The organism is Geobacillus sp. FJAT-46040 (assembly GCF_002335725.1).
In the GTDB taxonomy this organism is placed as follows: domain Bacteria; phylum Bacillota; class Bacilli; order Bacillales; family Anoxybacillaceae; genus Geobacillus; species Geobacillus thermoleovorans.
The window spans coordinates 3,182,149-3,199,835 of the sequence record NZ_NISS01000001.1 but is presented as its reverse complement, the minus strand read 5'-3'; the positions used below and the strand labels follow the sequence as shown (position 1 = coordinate 3,199,835).

16 protein-coding genes and 1 riboswitch are annotated in these 17,687 nt (G+C 48.6%); of the genes, 1 reads left to right on the top strand and 15 read right to left on the bottom strand.

Going from position 1 to position 17,687, the window contains the following annotated elements; translation table 11 throughout:
- Positions 1 to 9 precede the first annotated feature (9 nt).
- The 8 genes from CD000_RS17065 to CD000_RS17025 all read right to left on the bottom strand — a co-directional run bounded on the left by CD000_RS17065 (position 10) and on the right by CD000_RS17025 (position 11,782).
- A complete protein-coding gene (locus CD000_RS17065; RefSeq protein WP_096226133.1) occupies positions 10 to 750 on the bottom strand; it encodes a hypothetical protein in 741 nt (246 codons plus the stop codon).
- A 163-nt stretch (positions 751 to 913) separates the two neighbouring features.
- Positions 914 to 1,315: a hypothetical protein gene (locus CD000_RS17060; protein WP_096226132.1), complete on the bottom strand. Its 402-nt coding sequence runs from the start codon at positions 1,313 to 1,315 to the stop codon at positions 914 to 916.
- A 173-nt stretch (positions 1,316 to 1,488) separates the two neighbouring features.
- The gene (locus CD000_RS17055) at positions 1,489 to 3,447 is read right to left on the bottom strand and encodes a phosphodiester glycosidase family protein (protein ID WP_096226131.1); all 1,959 of its coding nucleotides are present in this window, start codon (positions 3,445 to 3,447) and stop codon (positions 1,489 to 1,491) included.
- A 160-nt stretch (positions 3,448 to 3,607) separates the two neighbouring features.
- A complete protein-coding gene (locus tag CD000_RS17050) occupies positions 3,608 to 4,840 on the bottom strand; it encodes a CAP domain-containing protein (RefSeq protein WP_096226130.1) in 1,233 nt (410 codons plus the stop codon).
- A gap of 238 nt (positions 4,841 to 5,078) precedes the next feature.
- A complete protein-coding gene (locus CD000_RS17045) occupies positions 5,079 to 5,990 on the bottom strand; it encodes a nucleotidyl transferase AbiEii/AbiGii toxin family protein (RefSeq protein WP_096226129.1) in 912 nt (303 codons plus the stop codon).
- Positions 5,990 to 6,598: a type IV toxin-antitoxin system AbiEi family antitoxin domain-containing protein gene (locus CD000_RS17040; protein ID WP_013524694.1), complete on the bottom strand. Its 609-nt coding sequence runs from the start codon at positions 6,596 to 6,598 to the stop codon at positions 5,990 to 5,992. Before CD000_RS17040 ends, CD000_RS17045 begins: the two co-directional genes overlap by 1 nt.
- Positions 6,599 to 6,997: 399 nt before the next feature.
- The gene (locus tag CD000_RS17035) at positions 6,998 to 8,272 is read right to left on the bottom strand and encodes an IS110 family RNA-guided transposase (RefSeq protein ID WP_096226128.1); all 1,275 of its coding nucleotides are present in this window, start codon (positions 8,270 to 8,272) and stop codon (positions 6,998 to 7,000) included.
- Between the two features lie 1,182 nt (positions 8,273 to 9,454).
- Positions 9,455 to 11,782, bottom strand: coding sequence for a bifunctional 2',3'-cyclic-nucleotide 2'-phosphodiesterase/3'-nucleotidase (locus CD000_RS17025; RefSeq protein ID WP_096226127.1), 2,328 nt, complete (start codon positions 11,780 to 11,782; stop codon positions 9,455 to 9,457).
- 343 nt (positions 11,783 to 12,125) lie between these two features.
- Here CD000_RS17025 and CD000_RS17015 point away from each other — a divergent pair, with 343 nt between their 5' ends.
- Entirely contained in the window at positions 12,126 to 13,244 is a 1,119-nt protein-coding gene (locus tag CD000_RS17015) for an RNA-guided endonuclease InsQ/TnpB family protein (protein WP_096226125.1), read from the top strand.
- A gap of 205 nt (positions 13,245 to 13,449) precedes the next feature.
- On the opposite strand, the gene CD000_RS17010 is transcribed toward CD000_RS17015, so the two are convergent.
- The 7 genes from CD000_RS17010 to CD000_RS16980 form a co-directional block, all read right to left on the bottom strand.
- Positions 13,450 to 13,998, bottom strand: a complete 549-nt coding sequence (locus CD000_RS17010; RefSeq protein ID WP_233130476.1) for a hypothetical protein — start codon at positions 13,996 to 13,998, stop codon at positions 13,450 to 13,452.
- A gap of 145 nt (positions 13,999 to 14,143) precedes the next feature.
- Complete coding sequence (locus CD000_RS17005) at positions 14,144 to 14,461, bottom strand: hypothetical protein (RefSeq protein ID WP_227412632.1); 318 nt, start codon at positions 14,459 to 14,461, stop codon at positions 14,144 to 14,146.
- A gap of 4 nt (positions 14,462 to 14,465) precedes the next feature.
- On the bottom strand, positions 14,466 to 14,858 hold the full coding sequence (locus tag CD000_RS17000; protein ID WP_014196828.1) for a hypothetical protein: 393 nt from the start codon (positions 14,856 to 14,858) through the stop codon (positions 14,466 to 14,468).
- A gap of 307 nt (positions 14,859 to 15,165) precedes the next feature.
- On the bottom strand, positions 15,166 to 15,885 hold the full coding sequence (locus CD000_RS16995) for a hypothetical protein (protein WP_063329679.1): 720 nt from the start codon (positions 15,883 to 15,885) through the stop codon (positions 15,166 to 15,168).
- A gap of 26 nt (positions 15,886 to 15,911) precedes the next feature.
- A riboswitch (cyclic di-GMP riboswitch) is annotated at positions 15,912 to 15,994 on the bottom strand.
- 97 nt (positions 15,995 to 16,091) lie between these two features.
- The gene (locus tag CD000_RS16990) at positions 16,092 to 16,556 is read right to left on the bottom strand and encodes a hypothetical protein (protein ID WP_096226124.1); all 465 of its coding nucleotides are present in this window, start codon (positions 16,554 to 16,556) and stop codon (positions 16,092 to 16,094) included.
- An 81-nt stretch (positions 16,557 to 16,637) separates the two neighbouring features.
- On the bottom strand, positions 16,638 to 17,054 hold the full coding sequence (locus CD000_RS16985; RefSeq protein ID WP_233130522.1) for a hypothetical protein: 417 nt from the start codon (positions 17,052 to 17,054) through the stop codon (positions 16,638 to 16,640).
- 81 nt (positions 17,055 to 17,135) lie between these two features.
- Positions 17,136 to 17,675, bottom strand: coding sequence for a JAB domain-containing protein (locus tag CD000_RS16980; RefSeq protein WP_233130475.1), 540 nt, complete (start codon positions 17,673 to 17,675; stop codon positions 17,136 to 17,138).
- Positions 17,676 to 17,687 lie beyond the last annotated feature (12 nt).

The following is a 17,687-nucleotide window of genomic DNA, read 5'->3' as shown; positions in this document are numbered from 1 at the left end:
TGCGCCAGTTTATTCGATATCGACATCTAAGACAACCGGCGCTTTAAAATCATCGATATACACCGCCAGCTGCTTGCGCGTCGCCGCATCCACCACGTTTGGCAGCCACCGGTCGCAAAGCGACAGCAACCGCTCCGCCCGCGCGATATCCCCTTCATCATACGCATCAAGCAACTTGTCCATGGCTTTCATAATATTGATGGGATAATAGGCACGCAGCTTGACAGCCAAAGCCGGGCGTTGAAACCATCCTTCCATCTTTTCGCGCAGCGACGCTCCCGGAACGCGGCCGATGAGAATCGCTGTTTTGCGAATTTGATATTCCAGCGGACCGTAGGAATCGTACACAACATCCACATCCCCCGTCCGCAGCGCCCGGTCGACGTTGGCCGTCAAGGCGCGCAATCGCTCCCCGCTTTCGACCGCGCTGATATAGGCAGAAGCCTTTTTCATCGTCTGTTCTCCGGCCGCGATCCGTTTTTCCAACTGCGCCCTTGCCGTTTGTGGACGCACGCGCGCCACTTCTTTTTTTGCCGCCTCATAATCGCGTTTGACTTGGTTGAAGAGACGGTACGGCTTGGACCATTGATTGGCTTTCATCGCCCGCTCAAGCTGGGCGGCATGCTGTTCAAGCCGCTCCACATTCGGGAACGAGGACGCTTCCGTCTGAACGGCCAACAGTGAAAAAGATAGCCAAAACACCGCCAGCCATCCGATGATGGAAAATGCTTTTCTCCGTTTTCTCCTCACGCTTTCACCTGCTATCTACAAAAATAGTAAACATGTATTTCAATTTTACTGGAAAAGAGGCAAAATGAAAATATGCCCTGAAAAAAAATCGAACGTAAGCCCTTCCAAGCATAAATAAGGCTGACTCTTCAGCCACCTTTTTGACTGTCAGAGCCAGCCTTGATCAACGAAAGTCCGGCCAGTTCGTTTGCTGCTGATCCCCGTCGATTTTGCTCAGCGTCCGGTAGCGAAACGGAATGATGGCCTGTTCTGGCTTTCCAAGAAACTCTTTCGCCCATTCGAACGGAATCAAATCGAACTGTTCCTTGTTTTCGGCAATGAAATAGACGCCGACGACTCTTCCTTGTTGATTGAGGTCAATTGTCAAAAAAGCCGGGTAATACGTGCCGTCTTGCGCCCACAGCACCGCTTTGGCCGTCACCCGGCCGTCCCCTTCGTCTTCCACATCCGGATTGGCGATTCGCTCCAACACTTTGATTGCCCATCCTTGTTTTTTATATCCTCCGACCAGCTTCGGCGGGTTTTTTCGCAACTGCTCCAACAACGTTTGTTCGTCCATCGTCAAGCTTTTGCCTCCCTTGCGGTTTGCCTATCCACATATATACAATACTTTTCAGAGAAATGCAAATGCCCAGAAGAACAGCATGCAAGGACTTTCTCGATTTCGGAACCACTATCGATGAGCAACATCCCTTGTTCATTCACCATCCTTCTAGGCAAGCAGGGGAGGCGAGCGCATCAGCGGAAGATGGCGCGAAGGCCGTCGATATAAATCGCTCCGGCGTTTTTCCGCCCGATATCCGTTTCCATATAACGCACCGGCATCTCCATCATGAGCGGAAGCGCGACATCGCTAGGCACAGCGGCTTGCACATATTTCCAACCGGTCCAATCGACATGGCGGGCAAAATCGATCCAGATGCGGCGCCCGCTTCCATCCCGCAGCTGGGCGCGCAGCCAATGGCCGCTTCCGTCTCCATACACCCACATGCCAATCGCTTGCGGCCGTTTCGAAATCCAAATCGCTTCCTCCCGACTAGCATAGACGCCGGATGTCCCTGGCATCCCGCGAAAATCATATGAAATTTTCAGCGCCTGCTTTCCTTCTCTCACCTTTTCTGTCGTCCGCTCGACCGCAGCCCCCACATAGTTGACGCCCGATGCATTCCACTTCGACTCGGCCTCAAAATCATCAAGCACTTCTTCGCTTTCCCCGTTCTCTTGCGTCTCTTTGTACACAACAAGAAGCGCATTCGCCACCGGACGCGCAAATCCATCAGACGGTTTGTTTTCGACTTTGAGCTGCCCGTTTGGCTGGCGGACGACAAATGTCGAAGAACCGCCGCCATCGAGCGTCATCGCATCGACGGCGCCAAGCTCATACATCAGCTTGGCCAGCTCATTCAATGTCATTCCTTGGCTATGGGCAGGCTGGCGGCCATCGACAACGACGAGCATGACATTTCCGTTCTTGTCAATGCCGACGGCTGTACGCGGATGGACTCCTTCAATCGAAAACGGCTGCACTTTTCCATCCGCCACCAACCGGTATCGGCCGCCGAGCGCTTCTTTCACCCCACTCCATTCGGGCTGGTCATACTGAAGGGAAATTTCCACCGCATCCCCTTCTTTCGCCTGCCGCAAATAGTCGCTCGCCCGGCCATGGCCCGACAACACGAGCTCTCCAGGCTGGAGCGGTTCATCGCCTTGACCGACTACCACTTTCTTCACCGTTCCGGTGACCGTTCCATTCCCGTTCAACACCCCTTGTACATTCGTCAGCACGACTTCCGTCCCAAGAGCGTTCGTTTTCGTGGAAGCAGCGAAATACGGGGTGTACAAAATCAACTGATGAGCGCGCCGCGGCTTGTTGATGCCATCGACGGGATATGAGCTTCCTTGTCCAATTCGAACGCCAATTTGAACATCTGGGTTTCCAATCATCGGCTTCCCATCAGCGCTGATGCCAAAAATCGTCCGTTCCGCCGTTGGCGTTGTATTCGTCATCACGATCTCTCCCCGGTGCACCATCAAATCGGTCGGCGAACCATCCTCTTTGAAATAATCGCCGTTCACCGCCGCCAGCACGGTTCCGTCGCGGCCATCGTACCGTTTTGCCTGCTCAAGCACCGGTTCAATGCCAAGCACTTGATCATTGGACAGCGCCGTCTCAATGACCAGCCTCTCATTCGACGTATCGATGTCAAGCTTGTACACGTGCTGCTTGCCGCGCGCGCCGACGATTTCCATTTCCTCTTTTTCCACCCCAGAGGCGATGCGCGTCGACACTTCCTTTACCACTGTGCCGACCGCCAGCTGCCTTGCCCCATACTCCCCCGGATTGACAAGCTTCAGCTTCTCCCTCGACGGCGTTTTATACACAACATGCCCTTTGATATTGGTGACGTAATATCCACCGCCAACCCCGTATTGGCCGCCAAACGCCTCGTCATACGAATACACCCGGTACTGTTCTCCAGGCTGCAACACGCGGACAAACGTCAGCGCCCCGTTTTCCCGTTTCCATAGGTTAATCGGTTTCACAATCTCCAATTTCCCAATTTGCCCCTGCACAAGGCGCATGCCTTCCCAGTAAACGACATTCGCTCCGGCATCCGCTTCTGCCGCCTGCAGCGCCGTCCATGCGGCCAACACCGCCCCGACCCCAATGCGGATGATGTTCTTCGCTTTTCCCACTGGTCCTATTTTCCTCTCTTTCTATCATTTTGTTGACACTGATTCTATTATAAGACAAACTTCTACAAAAAGGGGAACCCTTTTCCATTTATTTAGTCAAAAAAAAAGAACGTCCCAGCAAGGTTGGGACGCTCTGTAGAAGCGAAAACATCATCCGCGGTCACGGAGTATAAAACTCTTGAGAGTAGTAGGGTTGATGAAATGAATTGAACGCCACCCCAACGCCGAGGCGGGTAAAGTCCGGATATAAAAGGTTTTGCCGATGACCGAGCGAGTGCATCCACGCTTCATGGACAAAAATCGCATCGTATTGTCCGTAGGCGATGTTCTCGCCCGCCACGCGATAAGCGATGCCATGGCGCTTCAGACGGTCAAACGGCGACAATCCTTGCAAGTTCGTATGAGAGAAGTAGTGATGGACCGCCATATCTTCGCTATGTTCACGGGCGGCCGCCGCCGCCTTCGCATCCCACGCGAGCGCCGGAAGCCCGTGCAAGCGGCGCGCCGCGTTTGCTAAATCAAAAATTTGATATTCATACGCTGTGCGCAGCTCCTCCGTCGTCGTTCCGTAAAACCCGGGCTTTTCATCCTCGAGCGCCCGATTGACGACAAGCACGCCATCCACCCGGTTGTTGTTGTACCGGTCATAAAAGAAGGTGACGTAGCGGCCGTTGACAAGATAGGTCCCGTATTCGTCATTTTGAATGTCGTAGACGGCATCCTTTTTTTGGATGAAGGCGAGCGGCCGGCCGTAGCGCGCTTCCACCACCGTTTTCGCCGTTCCGATGCCCGTTCCTTTTTTCGTTTGAACAATCGGGTGATTCGTGTACATCGCCGCCACCCGATCACGGTCATAGCTCACCATCAAAAAGTTTTTGTAACCGCCTTGATCATACGCCTCCCAATATAGGCCGTAGGCGTTTTTCGTCTTGCGCTTCGCCGTGCCGTACATCGCTTCGACCTTGGCGCGCGAGTCGCCGATCGCCACCCCGTTCATCGTGACATCCGCCATGCTTGTTTTCGCCTGCTGCACGCATAAAGCAGCGGCCAACTTCTCTCTTGACGGCGTTTCATAGCGGACGCGGGCATCGTTCTTGATCCCATATCCTCGGCCGACACCAAAATAGCCGCCGCCTAGCGCGTACACGCGATACACCGCACCGCTTGGCAGCGTCTTCACTGCTTTGTTCGACAACCATAGCTCTGTCGGCGCCACCACCGTCACCCGGCCGATTTGCCCGGGCTTCAGTTCAGCACCGTCCCACCACACTTTTTCCGTGCCGACACGTTCTCCGCATCCCCCCGCCTTGACCATTGATGAACTCGGCATCCAAAGCCATCCGACCGCCGCCAACAGCATTCCGATTGCCACCGCCTGCACCCATTTCCTCACTTCCGCCCGCTCCTTCCTTTCTCTTTTTCTTTCATCATAGATGTCTTTCCGTCAAAAGAAAAGAGAAAAAAGAATGATTTCGAAGAAAAAGAGGCCGCTTCGAGGCTGCCCCATTCATTCGGACAGCCTCGCTTTCTTGCTTACTCCCCATTCACCAACTTCAACTTCTCCTTTGACGGCGTTTCGTAGCGGATGTGCGTGTCGATGTCTTACACGTTGTCCGTTGTTGTCTTCTTCGTTACTCCCATTTAAGAGTCCGGCTATTCCACATTTTCCAATATTCATTTTCTTTTAAAATTGAGTCATATACAGGAAAAAGAAAATCTCGAATTTTCTCCATGACGAAGGGAAACTGTAGATCTTCTTTTATACCCGTTCTTTGCAAAAATGCCTTCCACTGTTTGTTTCGGCTCTCATCTTCTGCAAAAGAAGATGAAAACACAGGATGTTCTTTTTCTAAATTCGTTCGACGTCTTTGAAAGGTTTCAAATATGGCTTCCCATAAAACACGTCCATCAAAATTCTCGGTTGATAAAAGCGTGAAAACATCATAAAAATCCTTCATTCTACTGTTGACAACAGATAGTGAGATCATCGCCTCAAACTTTTCAGCTATTACTGAATAAGTTGAGTAGACTCGAATCTCCGGGGGCTTCATATTTAATAAAGTAGGATACTGCATCTCTTGTGGTTTTGGGATCACGACATCACCAAATCCAATATCCAGTTGCAATTGCTTTTTTATTTTGCCAAGTGCTGCCGGAATTTTCATACGAATCCCTTCATAATCAGCACCCTCTTTAATTCGTTCAGCCGTAATGCCCTTTACATCAAATTCGACTCCATCTTCTTCAGTGGCTAACGCACAAATGGACTCAAACGCAGTTTTGATATATTGAATATCATTCGAAATTTGTCTGGCTAAAAAGTCAATATCTTTGGTTGGCCTAGATTTAAATTGTGTTAAGGAAAATAAAAAGAGACCGCCTTTTAGAACAAATTTATCCCGATAATGAGAAATGGAAAGTCGGTATAGCAACCTTTCTTGAAAATACAACAGTAAAATGAAATCAAAGGTTTTTCCGCTTTGTTTAGCAATATTCTTTAGTCTTTCTCCAACTGAAGCAGGTATATTTTTAATATTTCCCATTATAAAAGCACCTCTAAGTATTTTAATAAAACCGTCTTGATGCGCATTTTCTCAGCACATTCCACCAGTTTATTTATGTTTTTTTCAGGACTTTGTAAATAATTTCGCAAACCTTCTTTCATTAAATCGATTCCTATTTTTTCTCTGTATCGAATAATGTCGCAAATCGTTTTTTCACGATTATAAATGCTTATTTTATGGCCGCCTATTTCCACTTCTTCAATTCCATATTCAAACTGTTTTTTTGAAAAATAGAAAATTTTAATTGGCGGATAATCGGGTAAACTGGGTTTCCTTGATTTTCTTTCAATAGCAATTTGGTACTCCCACGGGTTATAAGTTGTTAACTCATAAAAAGACAATGCCGACAAAAGACAAAGAACACCATTCGGGATCACTTTTGATACTTCAACCACTTCTTCATTTTGATCATTTTCAAATGCAGCATAACGGTACAGCCCACGTTTTATCCTAATGATGTCTCCATTTTGCTCGAACTTTCGAATATAATATTTGCTCACTCCTTCTCTGGTTAAGTCTTCTGTCTTCGCAAATCCTTTTTGACGCACAAAAATATCTTTTATGATTTTGCTTACTTCTTTATTCATTCATGATCACCACTCCCTCTAGAAATGTTGATCTATCAAGGCTTTTCGGCCTCTCAGGGGTGCCGAAAAAATATTTTTCGACAAAATCCCTTACATCCTTTTTCAGTTTTGTGGATATCTTACAGACCTAGGGTGCGCTTCGCGGCCACGCCTGGATCCATTTTCCTGACGTAGGGGGAAGTGTATTCGATGCACCCTTGGATCTCCGCATCGCTGATGAGGACGAACCCTCCCATGTCTCCGGGCGTCTTTGCGCCAACATTCCCTCGTTCGGTCTCGTCATCAGGCGGAGGCCGGCCAAGCTCCTTTCGGGACTCAAGGTCGAATGGATGAAATCACGCCAGCTTCTCCGGTGTCATCTCGTTGTCCAACGATTCTTCCGTTCGCAGGGGGGAGGCCTTAGGCCGCCCGTTGCACCTGGGACAAGACGTCCTGTTTCATTCGCTCCGCGTCAAACGCTTGTTTCTTCGTACAAATCGCAAACAGCACATTCAACAGCTTCCGGCACAAGGCGACGATGGACTGCTTTCCGGTCAGCGGATTGACGGATCGGGTCGTATAATACTCATGCAGCTCGCGAAACGCCTCGTTGTGCCGGATCAGCGGAATCATCGCCCGAAACAGCACCGAGCGCAGCCGTTTCCGTCCCCGTTTGGAGATGTGCTTTTGCCCTTTGCGCTGGCCGGAGGAGTTCTCCTTGAGCGTCAGGCCCGCCAACTTCACCAATTGGCGCGGGTCCCGATAATGGGCGAAGCTGCCGATCTCCGCCAGCAGATCGATGATCGTGGCGTCTCCCAACCCGTCGACCGTTTTCAACCATTGGTACTCCATCGTCGTTTGAACCAATGCCTTCAACTCGGCGTCCAGTGCAGCGATCTCCGCCTCCAATTGGCGGTATCGGCGGACGAGCGCGGCGATCTCAAACCGGGCCATCGCTGTCCCTTCCGTCACCCCAATCGAGTCCTTCGCGGTGTTGATCAACGCCTGAATTTTGGCCTTCTGCGGGCATTTCATCCCTTCGCTTTGCCGGTACACCTCAAGAAGCTCCTCCACCGTCCGGCCGGCCATATCAGCCGGAAGCGGCGTCCACTCCAACACCGAAAGCGCCGTTTTCCCCAAGTCACGAAACACGGTCCAAAACTCTGGAAAATACCGATCCGTCCAGCGGACGATCGCGTTTTTCACCGCCGTCTGTTCCTTGCGGAGCTTCTCTTTGAGCGTGCTCCCCACGCGCAAATCGGCTTTAATCTCGTGCAGCAGCCGGGGAACGAGGAATCGTCCATCTTTTGCCAGTCTGGCAATGACCAGGGCGTCTTTGGCGTCGTGTTTCGTCGGCAGGTTGTCATCTTTCGACCGGCACACATGCGCCGGGTTGACCATGACCAACGGGATCCCGTGCTCCTCGAGGAAGTAGGCCAGGTTCAACCAGTAGTGCCCGGTCGGCTCCACGGCGACGATCACCTCTGACTTCCCGAACGCTTGCATCGCCCCCTGAATCGCTTTATACAGCTGTTGAAACCCCTCTTTCGACTGGAAGATCGGGAACGATTTGCGAAGCACGCGCCCCCGGTCATCCACGAAGCAGGCGTAGTGGGTTCGTTTCGCGATATCAATACCCACGACAAGCGTTTGTTCGGGTACTTGATCAATTTTATAGTTTTGTGTACAATTCATCTGAAGTCCTCCTTGGTATGGTGAGTGATGTGGTTGACACCCCTGCATCATACCAAGAGGGCTTTTTTTGATCAAGTCCCCGGAAAAGCTCCTAACGGGAATGCTCTTTTCACCTAAAAGTCGGCATTTATCATTCATTGCAAACATTTCATCCTATTTCGCGCAGGAGACTCCCACTTCAACGACCAAAGGGAGTAAGTGGGAGAGGAATGCGCGTTCCCCCCTTTCTTTTGTGTATGATATAATAAAGGCGTGGAGAAAACCGTTCAATAAAGGCACTCCAATCACGGCTACTCGATGTATGGAGTTGGTTACAGGAAACGTTGTAACCGTAAAACATCGAGCGTAGGTCCGTCTGTTGTGTGTGGAAGCCAAGTACTGCCAACAGACACACCGAGAGAATCGGTAACGATGCAGGCATGACCTGCGTCGTTGGGTAGTCGTCAACCTGCCCCTGATGCAACCCCAAGTCAAGGAAGGAGGACGAAGTCCGTTTGCACTTCTGGGGAGTTGCAAGCCCCCACTTCAAGCGTTAGCTAAGTGGGGGTAGTTGACATACTTATTCTCCATTATTCACAATATCCCTCTTTTTTCACCTTAATGCATTCACTTATTATTATATGCCGACAATAAGTAAAATTCCTACCGTTATTTTCACATATAATACTGAACCATTTCGCTCATGAAAACGTGATCCACTCCACTCCCGGAAAGACATCGTGTTAATATGGAGGGAGAGACATGATCGGCTGGTTGCCTCATATATCGCCATTCAAGCAAAATAATGCCTATGGAGGCTCCATACCATACTGACTGTGTTCCAAACTGTCCTTGGTCAACCGCAATGTCTATGGCTACACTTTAACAGCGACGTCACTGCCACTGACTATTACTCCGTCAAATGATTTGAACTGTGAGCATCATAACACCTTCATTCATTACCAACTAACTTGAACGCTCTCCCCCTATGCTTGCACTTAGAGGCGGGAGATTCTTGGGAACCCCCGCGGCAGGCTATGAACCAAGCCATCCCCGTGCATCCCACGGTTCAGCGATCTTACGAAGACAGCGATTCATCCCCCACTTATGCTCACGCGTAGAAGTGGGGTCTTCTCAATTCGGAATGATAAGCATGCAAAAAGCGAGGCTGCCCCATTCATTCGGACAGCCTCGCTTTCTTGCTTACTCCCCATTCACCAACTTCAACTTCTCCTTTGACGGCGTTTCATAGCGGATGTGCGTGTCGATGTCGGTCACGTAATACCCGCCGCCGACCGCGTACTGCCCACCGAAGCGCGCATCATACCCGTAGACGCGGTACACTTCCCCAGGCTGTAAGATGCGGACGAACACAAGGCGCCCATCCTTCGTCCGTTTCCATAGATTGATCGGCTTTTGCACCGTCAAGCGGCCGATTTGCCCTTTTTTCAGCTCCACGCCATCCCAGTACACTTTTTTCACTTGGCCTGGAGGAGTGGTTGGCTTCTCCGGCTGCTTTGGCGGGTTGGGCTTTTCTTCCTTCCAAAGCGGCAAGGCAAATTCATATTGAGCAAATCCGCTCGGCAAGGCGGTGACATAGCGGATGCTGCCGTCTTGCGGCAAGTATTTTTGCGCTTCCGGCGACGATTCAAACGTGACGGTCACCGGCGCTTTCCCTTTCACTGGCGCAAACCGCCAGTTGCCATCCGCTGACGGGTTGATCGTTCCGTTTTCCCGAATATAGTCGATGATCACTTGCCGGTTTTCATCCGGCGCAGCCAAAATCGTGTTTTTCCCGCCCGGATTGATGATCCGGTTCGTCGTCGCCCGATAGTTGTTCGTTGCGACGATAAATTCCATGTTCGGCGTCACTGGCTTGCCTTCGAATTTCAAGTTTTTAATCCGATTCGCGTTCGGATTGATCACATTTTGGTTTTTGTCGTATTTCGCCGGCTCGGTGACATCGATCTCGTACGTCACTCCATCAATAATGTCGAAGTTGTACGTCGGGAAGTCGTTGTTCACAAGCGGCTGAACGTCTGTCTTGTTCGGGTCGATTTGGTTGAATTGCCCCGCCGACCACTCAAGCCATTCTTTCAACTCGGCTCCCGTAATTTTCAACGCATACACCGTGTTCGGATACAAGTACAAATCGGCGACGTTTTTAATGGCGATTTCCCCTGCTGGGATGTCGGTATAATAGCTCGCCCCGCCGCGTCCGCCGGCTTTGAACGGAGCACCGGCCGACAGCACCGGAAGGCCTTCATATTTCGTCCCTTTCAACATCTTTTCGACATACCATTTTTGCGCATTCGTGACGATTTGCACGGACGGATCGTCTTTGATAAGCGCAAAATAGCTGTTGATCGGGCTCGTTGTTTTTCCAACCGGGCTGCGGACGTACTGAATCGTCGCTTCATGTTCCGCTTGGATCGCCTGCTCCACGGCCGGGTCGCTGTCAACCAACGGCGTTTTCGTCGCCTTGTCGTACACCGGGCGAAGCTGGGCTTTCGCTTGCGTCACTTTCCATTTTCCATCGATTTGCTCAACCGTCAAATCAATAACCCCAAGCGTATCGCCCCACGCCCCCGGCATCGTCACCGGAACACCGTTGATCGTGCCTGTTTCATTGTTGATACCGTTCCCATCCGGAAAATCGGGCGTCGTTCCCGGAAGCGCCGGAAATTTTTTATGCTGGTGGCCGGTCAACACGGCGTCGACCCCCGGAATTTGCGTCAAATAATAGGAGGCGTTTTCCATATTCGGGCTGTTTCCGCCGGTCTCAATGCCCGAGTGCGACAGCACAACGATCAAATCGGCCCCTTCCGCTTTCATTTTTGGAATATACTTTTGCGCCGACTGCACAATGTCTTTCGCAATCACTTTCCCTTGCAAATTCGCTTTGTCCCAATCCATAATTTGCGGCGGCACAAAGCCGATGACGCCGATCTTCAGCGTATGCTTCTCCCCGTCTTCATCAACGACTTCTTTCGCTAAAATTTGATACGGCGTGAAATAGTTGACATCGTTGTCCGGATTTTGGTCATGATCGTCACGGTACACGTTCGCATTCACGATCGGCAGCTTGGCATCGTCATACACTTCATTGAGGAAATCCAAGCCATAGTTGAACTCATGGTTCCCAACCGTCGCCGCATCGTACTTCAACAAATGCAACAGTTTCACCGCTGGATGCACTTCGCCGTCTTGCAGCGGCTTCACTTTCGCCACATAGTCGCCAAGCGGCGTTCCTTGAATCAAATCCCCGTTGTCAAACAGAAGCGTATTCGGCTGCTCAGCGCGCGCCTGCTCGATCAAACGCGCCGTCTTCGACAGCCCGAACTCATTCGTCGGACTATCTTTGAAATAATCGTAGTTGACGAGATTCATATGTACGTCCGTCGTCTCTAAAATGCGCAGCTTGACGACATCCCGATCCTCCGCGCCCACCGCCGTCGGCCCAAACGAAGGAGCAAGCAGCCCCAACGCCAACACCACGCTCGCCGCCGCGTATTTCTTCCGTTTTTTCAATGTCCATCCCCCTCACTCAGATCAAATCATTGTCATCTCTATACATATTACCATAAAAGCAACAAAATTTTGATAGAAAAAACAAACAAAAAAATAGAGGAAATAAACAGACAATATCGAAAGAGATAGAGGAAAGCACAATGTCCTATTCTTGGGGATGGTTGATCTTTTCAATCTTCTTTTTTACATTCATCGTCTTTGGCGAGGAGACCCCCACTTCAACGACCAAAGGGAGTAAGTGGGGGAGGAATCGCTTTTTTTGTTTTTGTATCACTAAAAAATATGATATAATATATGATATAATATATTATATAATATATTTAGTGAAAGAGAGGTGAGACAAATGGACATGACGTTAACAGCCAAAATAAAAATTTACCCAACAGCGGAACAAGCAGAAGTATTGAAAGCCACCCTTTCCGCTTATCGACAAGCGTGCAACGCTGTGTCTGTTGTGATTTTTGACACAAAAGTGCTTGCACAAGCCAAGTTACACGACATGACCTATCGTCTACTTCGATCAAACTACGCTTTGCGTTCGCAAATGGCGCAATCTGTGATTAAAACGGTGATCGCTAGATACCGTTCCCTAAAAAGCAATGGTCATGAATGGACATTGGTTCGCTTTAAAAAGCCTGAATATGACCTCGTTTGGAATCGAGATTACTCCATTGTTCAAGGGTTATTTTCTGTCAATACACTAGAAGGACGAATCAAAGTGCCATTCGAACCAAAAGGCATGGAACCATATTTTGATGGCTCATGGACGTTTGGCACAGCCAAACTCGTCTACAAGCATAACAAATTCTTTTTGCACATTCCCATGACCAAAACGATTCCAACCGTGGATGAACACAACATCCGCCAGGTGGTCGGTGTCGATGTGGGTGTTAACTTTCTTGCAGCAGCTTATGATTCGCAAGGGAAAACCACCTTTTTTAACGGGCGAAAAATCAAGCATATGCGGGCGAAGTACAAACGAATGCGAAAAACCCTCCAGCAAAAAGGGACGGCTTCTGCGCGTCGGAAGTTGAAAACAATCGGACAACGAGAAAACCGTTGGATGACGGATGTGAACCATGCTGTCACGAAGGCACTCGTTCGTCAATATGGAGAACGTACCCTTTTTGTATTAGAAGATTTAACAGGCATTCGTGAAAAAACAGAACGTGTACGTATCCATGACCGATATGAAACCGTATCGTGGGCGTTCTATCAGTTCTGTCAAATGTTAGAGTATAAGGCACGTTTGCATGGGTCAAAAGTGATGGTGGTTGCTCCGCATTACACCTCTTTGACATGTCCAAAGTGTGGTCATACGGAAAAAGCCAATCGAAACAAGCGTACACACACCTTTTGTTGCCGAACATGCGGATACACCTCAAACGATGACCGCATTGGTGCTATGAACCTTCAACGAAAAGGAATAGAGTACATCGTTGAAGGAACGACACAGGCATGACCTGCGTCGTTGGGTAGTTGTCAACCTGCCCCTAATGCAACCCCAAGTCAAGGAAGGAGGACGAAGTCCGCTCGCACTTCTGGGGAGTTGCAAGCCCCCACTTCAAGCGTTAGCGAAGTGGGGGTAGTTGACAACGGATCTTCCTTGCGGCTCTCTGCCTCTATCGAGCTTTCGCAACTTTTGAGAAGCAACGGATGCCCCTCCGTTAAAAGGAAATCTCTATTTTTCCTTCTTCAATCCATTTTGCCAAATTGGCATTTTTAATTTCTGTATGGAATGACTGTCCATCTAACGAATAAATGACCTTCCTCGACTCGTTTCGACCGCTGCTGTGCACAAAAGCATAGATTTCTTCGGAGCTTAACTTCGTATTTTGAATGGATAATTGTAGAATACGGTCATAAGACAGCAGGATGTATTGCTGTTTAAATCCTAAAAAATCATCGATACCTAATATTCCAAATAAACTTTCGTTATTTACAAAAGTATTATACATCGTATATACACCTTTGCCGTCATCACTACATATATAGGCAGGACCGTAGTACTGATGAACAAGCAATAATGAGAAAAAACAAATAAAGCGCTCTCCTGCATTATTTCCGTTATGTAAAATGATTTGTCTCAATTTTGGAAGATCCGAAATGGAGGATAATTCACATCGTTCCAGGTTATGAATAATATCTCTATTGACTCTGAAAGCTTGCAAAGCTAGTTGTTTCATCACATCCAATATGCGTTGCTTTTTCGTCATTCCTTTCTCTAATAAGTGATAAATGGTTTGCATCGATAGAATATACAGCTGTTTCTTCTCCGATAATTGTTTGAAAAGCTCAAAGTAATAATCATTATACCGTTCCTTTGTGGGTATATTCCTACAAGACTCTTCTAACACTGCATCAGGAATAAGAAAAATCGGAGACTGATGAAATGCCTGCAGCAAAAGCGGCAAATTTGATATTTGTTTTCTGAACGGTATTAATATGGACATAATAATCACCGTTATAGTAATACACAAGCCCACCATAGTCAGCATGTTGAATCGGAAACTGCAATACATTTGCATGCTCGTAAAGATAAGTTTTTATAAAATCAAGCGGCTTTACATGAGCAAGAGGATCTCCGAGGGAGTAAATACGGTCCATTGCCCTTTTCATTTTCGGCAAATGTGTTTTGTTATGCTCTAGAATCATTTCAAGATTGTCTTTTGCAATCAATGGACTACCCCCTTGGATGTTCGGAATTTGTCACTGATTTTAACACATCGATCAGTTCAACAAATTCGCTGAAAAGATGCATGCCCTTTTTGAATTCTTCGTCCTCTGCACCGTGAAACGAAAGGGCCACATAATTCATAAATGAATCAGATCGGCTGCGGCCAAACGTTTTTCCATTTAACTCCATATCTGCCTTGTAAAAAAAGAACGGATCGTTAATGCGGAACAGCTTATTGATCTTTGCAACATACTCCTCCACATTTCCTTCGCCTTTCAAGAAATTATAATAAGCTGTCTTCTTAATACCAGTTCGTTCCATCACCCATGAATGTTTAATGCCTTTCCCTTCTATATATTTTTTGACATTCTGGCCTACAATTTTGTTTGTATTTACCATACACTTCACCTCCCGTATATCTAAAATGACGAATCCAACCTTGAACATCCCTGCGATGCTCAATGGGATGATCCGTGTGGAGTTTTCATCAAACTTTTGACCTTGCTTCTACAATCAATTATAAACTGAGAACAATTGATTTTCCATGTATTTTTCCTCAAAAAGCGGAATATATGATTAGTTTATGTCAAAAATCATGCAAAAGTTCTTGATTAAATTCATTTTTTCCTTAAAAACGGGAATAAGGACGTCCTTCCGTTAATGCAAAAAGGCGCCCCAACGTTTGGGACGCCTTCTCCCTTGATTTCTACAGCAACTGAAGCAACGCCTTTTTGTTCGCTTGCACTTGGTCGTTCAACGCCTTGACTTTTTCTTTTACCTTCTGAATGTCTGCGTTGTTGGCGCCGACTTTCTTTTCAAGGGCGCGAATGTCATTCGTCACCGCCCGCAGCTGGTTGGACAGCGCGATGAGCTGGCCGATGAGGCCATCAATTTGCTCTTGTTTTTCTTCATCGAGTTCCTCTTGGTCTTCACCAACAGGTTGTGGAGAATTCGGAGACGGCGCCTCCGTTACCGTTTGCCCGCTGGAAGCTGGAGCGGCAGCGTCATTGGCCGCTATGGCTTGTCCACTCGGAGCGTCAGTTGCCGCTGTGACTTCTGTCGGTTGAGAAGCAGACGGCTCGCCCGTTGGCAACGAATCAGCAGGCGTCGTTTGCGTGTCCGTTGCCGATTCCGCTTCGCTCAATGCTTGAATGCGAGCGGTCACTTTGTCTAGCCGCTCTTCAATTTGGCCTACTTTTTTATGTAACTGCGCCAACTTTTGCGCAAGCCATTTTTGTTGCTTGGACGATTCCTGTTTTTTCTTCGCCTCTGTTTCCTTTTGTTCCGTCTTCTTCTTGACGACGACTTCCACTTTCTTCACCATCGTTTCGCGCTCATGCGCTTTGCCCGCAGGTTTGGCGGCCGCCCACGCCGGAGAGGCGACGAGCATCGACGCCACCAAAATCGGCCATCCTTTCTTCAACATTACCAATTCCTCCTTTATTTTTTGGTAATGGCAGCTGGCTGGCATAGGCTTCCCCTTAGCCCCTGTAGCTTTGTGACGCTAAGTTTCCTTAGCTGTACCTTTCATCATCATTGAACCATGATTTTCTTCGCGAGGAAGTGAGACGAAATGACGATTTTCGACCTTTGAACCATTTCATATATATCTCAAACATTCCTGCTTCACCGTTAAATCCCTAGTTGAAGTTCGTGTACAGTATATTTGCTTTCTGTCACAACTCCCCGGTGCCGCAATGTTTCATGCACTTTCTCATTATACAAGCGAACGTTTTCATTTATGACCTTCCACTCAACCGACCGTTGATGGCAAAACCCATCGATATCATTGTCGAGATGTTTCACATAGCGATAGGGGCCAATGATCCCGATGCTGAGCCATGCGCCATGGCGAACCAACACGATATCCCCTTGTTCCATCGTATGGACAAACGCCCAGATTGCGCCAAGAGCGTTGCCAAGCTTCGCCCCCGAATAATGGTACACGTTGCGCAATCGCTCTCTCAGTTCATCTTTGCTTATGCCGTCCAAATTGCCAATCAGCGGCCAGCCAATCCCTATGACTTGATCGCGAATGAATTCGTCGTACCGCTGAAACCCATGCGGCTTCGTTTTCATTTGAAATACATGCGCCACTCCTAATCCCTCGTTTCCCTTCCAATCTCCGTCTTAGCCAAACCGCCCCACCCATCGAAAAGCGACAGGCGCGCAACCGTTTCAACGTCTGGCATGCTTCTGAAGAACAGCCGTAATCGCCTCAATCGTTTCTTTGGCGGCATCCGTCAACGCTTCAAACTTAAAAGCAATCGACTGAGCGTTTGGATTGATGGACGGGCCTGCGTTTCGATCTCTGCGAAACGCTGTGATCGCCTCCAAGTCTCGTTTGAGGCCATCCGGAAGCAGCGCTCGCTCGAACCTCCAACTGACAATGCAGGGCTCTTTCGCTGTGTAATCGTTGGATCCTTCATATTGTATAGCCCCAATGCGCTTCTTCCCTTTCTCAGAAGCGGCATCATTCATAAACAACTGCACGGTTTGCTTTGCATGGCCATCACATACATGCAAGCCTGCTTCCATCGATTTGTTTGCGATGAAATGGAAAATGGGTGCAACGGCAAAGCGGTACTCAAACATCTTCACCTTTTCTCCCCCCCTTTTTTTGTCATATTTGCAACAGGCTCATCTGCCCCCAACAAAATGACGAGCAATCTCCGTTCATGCATCATTAAGGATTCTTTCAACAAAAACAAGCAAACTCCTGCATATGAATGAAAAAAATAGAGGCCCAACCAATGTTTCTCTGTTTCGATTAATCCTCGAGTGGATCCTTCCTGCCTCCACGAGCCTTTTTGTCACTTCAATGTCTTCCCTCGACGGCTCACAATGACCGCTGGGATGATTATGGGCTACGATGATGGAAGCCGAGTTGGAGAGAATGGCAGCCTTCATCACCTCCCTCGGATGCACGATGCTAGCGTTCAAGCTACCCACATGGCAAATGTTGATGGCAGTAGGCTGATTTTTCGTGTCAAGGCAGACAACGACAAACAACTCACGGTCTGCTTCCACAAGAAACGGCTTCAACAGCCTGTACGCATCTTCCGGAGATTTGATTTGACGCTCCTTGTACAGCACGCTAGACTCACGAACGAGCTTCAGGCTGACAATGTTGACGCGCTTCGCGGGCTGTTTGGCAGACACCTCTCTTTCTAGCAACTCTAGCTGTTGGTGGTTGATGGTTTGATACTTGCTCATCCTTTTCCCTCC

Coding starts and splice junctions, on each gene's coding strand:
- CD000_RS17040 (WP_013524694.1), bottom strand. CDS start 6,598: ATGAATAAAGAAGTAAGCAAAATCATAAAAGATATTTTTGTGCGTCAA.
- CD000_RS16985 (WP_233130522.1), bottom strand. CDS start 17,054: ATGTTTGAGTACCGCTTTGCCGTTGCACCCATTTTCCATTTCATCGCA.
- CD000_RS17000 (WP_014196828.1), bottom strand. CDS start 14,858: ATGGTAAATACAAACAAAATTGTAGGCCAGAATGTCAAAAAATATATA.
- CD000_RS16995 (WP_063329679.1), bottom strand. CDS start 15,885: ATGTTGAAGAAAGGATGGCCGATTTTGGTGGCGTCGATGCTCGTCGCC.
- CD000_RS17010 (WP_233130476.1), bottom strand. CDS start 13,998: ATGACGAAAAAGCAACGCATATTGGATGTGATGAAACAACTAGCTTTG.
- CD000_RS17015 (WP_096226125.1), top strand. CDS start 12,126: ATGGACATGACGTTAACAGCCAAAATAAAAATTTACCCAACAGCGGAA.
- CD000_RS17035 (WP_096226128.1), bottom strand. CDS start 8,272: ATGAATTGTACACAAAACTATAAAATTGATCAAGTACCCGAACAAACG.
- CD000_RS17045 (WP_096226129.1), bottom strand. CDS start 5,990: ATGGGAAATATTAAAAATATACCTGCTTCAGTTGGAGAAAGACTAAAG.
- CD000_RS16980 (WP_233130475.1), bottom strand. CDS start 17,675: ATGAGCAAGTATCAAACCATCAACCACCAACAGCTAGAGTTGCTAGAA.